Source organism: Chryseobacterium phosphatilyticum (genome assembly GCF_002899825.2).
GTDB classification, from domain to species: Bacteria; Bacteroidota; Bacteroidia; order Flavobacteriales; family Weeksellaceae; genus Chryseobacterium; species Chryseobacterium phosphatilyticum.
On record NZ_PPED02000011.1, the window covers coordinates 1 to 5,453 of the forward strand.

Annotated in this window: 2 tRNA genes and 3 rRNA genes; all 5 read right to left on the reverse strand. The window is 46.9% G+C overall.

Annotated features, from left to right (window positions below):
• Positions 1-55: 55 nt before the first annotated feature.
• The 5 genes from rrf to C1631_RS23045 all read right to left on the reverse strand — a co-directional run bounded on the left by rrf (position 56) and on the right by C1631_RS23045 (position 5,229).
• A 5S ribosomal RNA gene (gene rrf, locus C1631_RS23025) occupies positions 56-163 on the reverse strand.
• A 146-nt stretch (positions 164-309) separates the two neighbouring features.
• Positions 310-3,067: ribosomal RNA gene (locus tag C1631_RS23030) — 23S ribosomal RNA — on the reverse strand.
• Between the two features lie 205 nt (positions 3,068-3,272).
• Positions 3,273-3,346: transfer RNA gene (locus tag C1631_RS23035), tRNA-Ala, on the reverse strand.
• 85 nt (positions 3,347-3,431) lie between these two features.
• Positions 3,432-3,505 (reverse strand) — tRNA-Ile (locus C1631_RS23040).
• 207 nt (positions 3,506-3,712) lie between these two features.
• A 16S ribosomal RNA gene (locus tag C1631_RS23045) occupies positions 3,713-5,229 on the reverse strand.
• The 16S, 23S and 5S rRNA genes sit together here with 2 tRNA genes alongside, the layout of an rRNA operon.
• Positions 5,230-5,453 lie beyond the last annotated feature (224 nt).

The following is a 5,453-nucleotide window of genomic DNA, read 5'->3' on the forward strand; positions in this document are numbered from 1 at the left end:
AAAACAAAAAAAGTCCTTTATCATTCGATAAAGGACTTTTTAAAAATAAAATAAAAACTGGCGGCGGCCTACTCTCCCGCGTTAGCAGTACCATCGGCGCTGGTGGGCTTAACTTCTGTGTTCGGAATGGGAACAGGTGAGCCCCACCGCTAAAACCACCCTAAAGGTTGTATATAAGATATCAGAGGATAGATTTCAGATTTCAGACTTCAAGGTCTGATATCTGATGTCTTATATCTGACATCTGTTTTAAGCGATAAAAACTTTCACAAAGAGCTAACCTTGCTGCACTTTCGTAGCACCATATCAGGCTATAAATCTACGGGTAATTAGTACTACTCGGCTATGACATTACTGTCTTTACACCTGTAGCCTATCAACGTCGTCATCTCCAACGACCCTTAAAAGATGTCTCATCTTGAGGCGAGTTTCGCACTTATATGCCTTCAGTGCTTATCTCTTCCAAACGTAGCTACTCAGCAGTGCACCTGGCGGTACAACTGATACACCAGAGGTTTGTTCAATTCGGTCCTCTCGTACTAGAATCAAGCCCTCTCAAACATCTAACGCCCGCAATAGATAGAGACCGAACTGTCTCACGACGTTCTGAACCCAGCTCGCGTGCCACTTTAATGGGCGAACAGCCCAACCCTTGGGACCTTCTCCAGCCCCAGGATGTGACGAGCCGACATCGAGGTGCCGAACCTCCCCGTCGATGTGAGCTCTTGGGGGAGACTAGCCTGTTATCCCCGGAGTACCTTTTATCCTATGAGCGATGGCCCTTCCATACGGAACCACCGGATCACTATGTCCTGCTTTCGCACCTGATCGACTTGTTGGTCTCACAGTCAAGCACCCTTATGCCATTACACTCTACGCACGGTTACCAAGCGTGCTGAGGGTACCTTTGAAAGCCTCCGTTACTCTTTTGGAGGCGACCACCCCAGTCAAACTACCCACCACGCAATGTCCTTCTAAAAGAAGTTAGGCTCCAAGTAAGTAAAGGGTGGTATTTCAACGTCGGCTCCACCAACACTAGCGTGCCAGCTTCATAGCCTCCCACCTATCCTACACATTACTTACTCAAAGTCAATACGAAGTTATAGTAAAGGTTCACAGGGTCTTTTCGTCCCATTGCGGGTACTCGGCATCTTCACCGAGACTACAATTTCACAGAGCTCATGGTTGAGACAGTGCCCAGATCGTTACACCATTCGTGCAGGTCGGAACTTACCCGACAAGGAATTTCGCTACCTTAGGACCGTTATAGTTACGGCCGCCGTTTACTGGGGCTTCAGTCAATGCCTTCGGTTTAACCCTAAGCACCTTCCTTAACCTTCCAGCACCGGGCAGGTGTCAGACCCTATACTGCATCTTTCGATTTTGCAGAGTCCTGTGTTTTTGATAAACAGTCGCCTGGGCCTCTTTACTGCGGCCACCATTGCTGATGGCGTCTCTTCTCCCGAAGTTACGAGACTATTTTGCCTAGTTCCTTAACCATGATTCACTCTAGCACCTTAGGATTCTCTCCTCGACTACCTGTGTCGGTTTTGGTACGGGTTGCTTCACTTCGGCTTTTCTTGGAAGCTCTTTCCCTACAGCAGCTTCGCCCGAAGGCTAGGCCTTGACTATTCCGTCAGTCTCCAGTAAGTACGGAACTCCGTCCCCTTTTTAGTGTGAGCAAGTATGGGAATATTAACCCATTGTCCATCCACTACCCCTTTCGGGTTCGCGTTAGGTCCCGACTAACCCTCAGCTGATTAGCATGGCTGAGGAAACCTTAGTCTTTCGGTGAGCGGGTTTCTCGCCCGCTTTATCGTTACTTATGCCTACATTTTCTTTTCTATCCGCTCCACAATACCTCACAGTACTGCTTCGGCGCAAATAGAATGCTCTCCTACCAGATGTATATTAAATACAAATCCATAGCTTCGGTAATATGTTTATGCCCGATTATTATCCATGCCGGACCGCTCGACTAGTGAGCTGTTACGCACTCTTTAAATGAATGGCTGCTTCCAAGCCAACATCCTAGCTGTCAATGCAGTCCAACCGCGTTGCTTCAACTTAACATATATTTGGGGACCTTAGCTGTTGGTCTGGGTTCTTTCCCTCTCGGACATGGACCTTAGCACCCATGCCCTCACTGCCGTAGAACATTTATTAGCATTCGGAGTTTGTCAGGAATTGGTAGGATTTGACTCCCCCGCATCCAATCAGTCGCTCTACCTCTAATAAACTTATATACGACGCTGCACCTAAATGCATTTCGGAGAGTACGAGCTATCTCCCAGTTTGATTGGCCTTTCACCCCTACCCACAGGTCATCCGAAGACTTTTCAACGTCAACCGGTTCGGTCCTCCACTCTGTGTTACCAGAGCTTCAACCTGCCCATGGGTAGATCACAAGGTTTCGCGTCTAATCCTACTAACTATGCGCCCTATTCAGACTCGCTTTCGCTCCGGCTCCGGTACTTAATACCTTAACCTCGCTAGTAAAATTAACTCGTAGGCTCATTATGCAAAAGGCACGCCGTCACACCATATAGGTGCTCCGACCGCTTGTAGGCGTACGGTTTCAGGTTCTATTTCACCCTTCTATTCGAAGTGCTTTTCACCTTTCCTTCACAGTACTTGTTCACTATCGGTCTTTCAGGAGTATTTAGCCTTGGAGGATGGTCCCCCCATATTCAGACAGGATTTCACGTGTCCCGCCCTACTCATTTATCATCTTAATATGCCTTTCGAGTACAGGATTATCACCTTCTACGATTGTTCTTTCCAGAACATTCCTCTAAACATATAAAGACTTTTGGGCTAATCCGCTTTCGCTCGCCACTACTTACGGAATCTCTTCGATTTCTTTTCCTCCGGGTACTTAGATGTTTCAGTTCTCCGGGTTTGCTCCTCCTAAGAGGTGACATGTCTTCAACATGCCGGGTTGCCCCATTCGGACATCTGCGGATCAATTCGTGTGTGCCAATCCCCGCAGCTTTTCGCAGCTTACCACGTCCTTCGTCGCCTCTGAAAGCCTAGGCATCCGCCATACGCCCTTAACGATTTCTTTCCTAATATTAAATTAGTTCAGTATTTTTTGATTAGTATCGCTACTAATCGATATTTTTATAAACTCGGCACCCGAAAGTGCTCGGTTATCTCTTTGTGATGTCTTTACCGTTAATGTCAATGATCTTAAATTCTTCTTGTCCGCTTAATGAACAGATGTTGTTTTTGGCTCCATCCGTAACTTTTAAATTAAGCTTTCAAAACTGTGGAGAATAAGGGAGTCGAACCCTTGACCTCCTGCGTGCAAGGCAGGCGCTCTAGCCAGCTGAGCTAATTCCCCCTCTAGTAGACTTCAGATACCAGATCCAGATCTCAGACTTAATGTCTGATGTCTTGATTCTTATATCTTCCCGTCTTTTAATTAGTAGTCTCGGGCAGGCTCGAACTGCCGACCTCTACATTATCAGTGTAGCGCTCTAACCAGCTGAGCTACGAGACTGTCTGTCAGACTAACAGATTTCAGATAATAGATATCAGATTTAACTGACCCTTTTATCTTCATCCTTGTCTCTCTCAATCCCTTTACTAATTTCTAGTGGGTTTTGTATTTTTAATATAAATCAACCAAACAAAAAACTAAAGCTTGAACTTTAAGTAAGTTCTGTACCTTACGGCACTATTTTTTTTATCGTCTAACGACGCTCTAAAATGAGATGTTCCAGCCGCACCTTCCGGTACGGCTACCTTGTTACGACTTAGCCCTAGTTACCTGTTTTACCCTAGGCAGCTCCTGTTACGGTCACCGACTTCAGGTACCCCAGACTTCCATGGCTTGACGGGCGGTGTGTACAAGGCCCGGGAACGTATTCACCGCGCCATGGCTGATGCGCGATTACTAGCGATTCCAGCTTCATAGAGTCGAGTTGCAGACTCCAATCCGAACTGAGACCAGCTTTCGAGATTTGCATCACGTCACCGTGTAGCTGCCCTCTGTACTGGCCATTGTATTACGTGTGTGGCCCAAGGCGTAAGGGCCGTGATGATTTGACGTCATCCCCACCTTCCTCTCTACTTGCGTAGGCAGTCTCACTAGAGTCCCCAACTTAATGATGGCAACTAGTGACAGGGGTTGCGCTCGTTGCAGGACTTAACCTAACACCTCACGGCACGAGCTGACGACAACCATGCAGCACCTTGAAAAATGTCCGAAGAAAAGTCTATTTCTAAACCTGTCATTTCCCATTTAAGCCTTGGTAAGGTTCCTCGCGTATCATCGAATTAAACCACATAATCCACCGCTTGTGCGGGCCCCCGTCAATTCCTTTGAGTTTCATTCTTGCGAACGTACTCCCCAGGTGGCTAACTTATCACTTTCGCTTAGTCTCTGAAGCTTGCGCTCCAAAAACGAGTTAGCATCGTTTACGGCGTGGACTACCAGGGTATCTAATCCTGTTCGCTCCCCACGCTTTCGTCCATCAGCGTCAGTTGTTGCTTAGTAACCTGCCTTCGCAATTGGTGTTCTAAGTAATATCTATGCATTTCACCGCTACACTACTTATTCCAGCTACTTCAACAACACTCAAGACATGCAGTATCAATGGCAGTTTCACAGTTAAGCTGTGAGATTTCACCACTGACTTACACATCCGCCTACGGACCCTTTAAACCCAATAAATCCGGATAACGCTTGCACCCTCCGTATTACCGCGGCTGCTGGCACGGAGTTAGCCGGTGCTTATTCGTATAGTACCTTCAGCTACTCTCACGAGAGTAGGTTTATCCCTATACAAAAGAAGTTTACAACCCATAGGGCCGTCGTCCTTCACGCGGGATGGCTGGATCAGGCTCTCACCCATTGTCCAATATTCCTCACTGCTGCCTCCCGTAGGAGTCTGGTCCGTGTCTCAGTACCAGTGTGGGGGATCACCCTCTCAGGCCCCCTAAAGATCGTAGACTTGGTGAGCCGTTACCTCACCAACTATCTAATCTTGCGCGTGCCCATCTCTATCCACCGGAGTTTTCAATACCGAATGATGCCATCCAGTATATTATGGGGTATTAATCTTCCTTTCGAAAGGCTATCCCCCAGATAAAGGCAGGTTGCACACGTGTTCCGCACCCGTACGCCGCTCTCAAGATCCCGAAAGATCTCTACCGCTCGGCTTGCATGTGTTAGGCCTCCCGCTAGCGTTCATCCTGAGCCAGGATCAAACTCTCCATTGTATGTTTGTCTGACTCACTCAAAGTTTTTTAACGCTTTAGTTTTTCCTTACTTGGTTGTTATATTGTATGTCAATGATCTTTTCTTCTTTCGCTTTGTAACGAAGCAATCTCTCTGTCAGTGTCGCTCCGTATTTGCGAGTGCAAAAGTAAAACTTTATTTTGTAATGACCAAATGTTTTTGAAGAAAATTTTAAAGTTTATTTGTTAACCCTAAACTCCCTCTA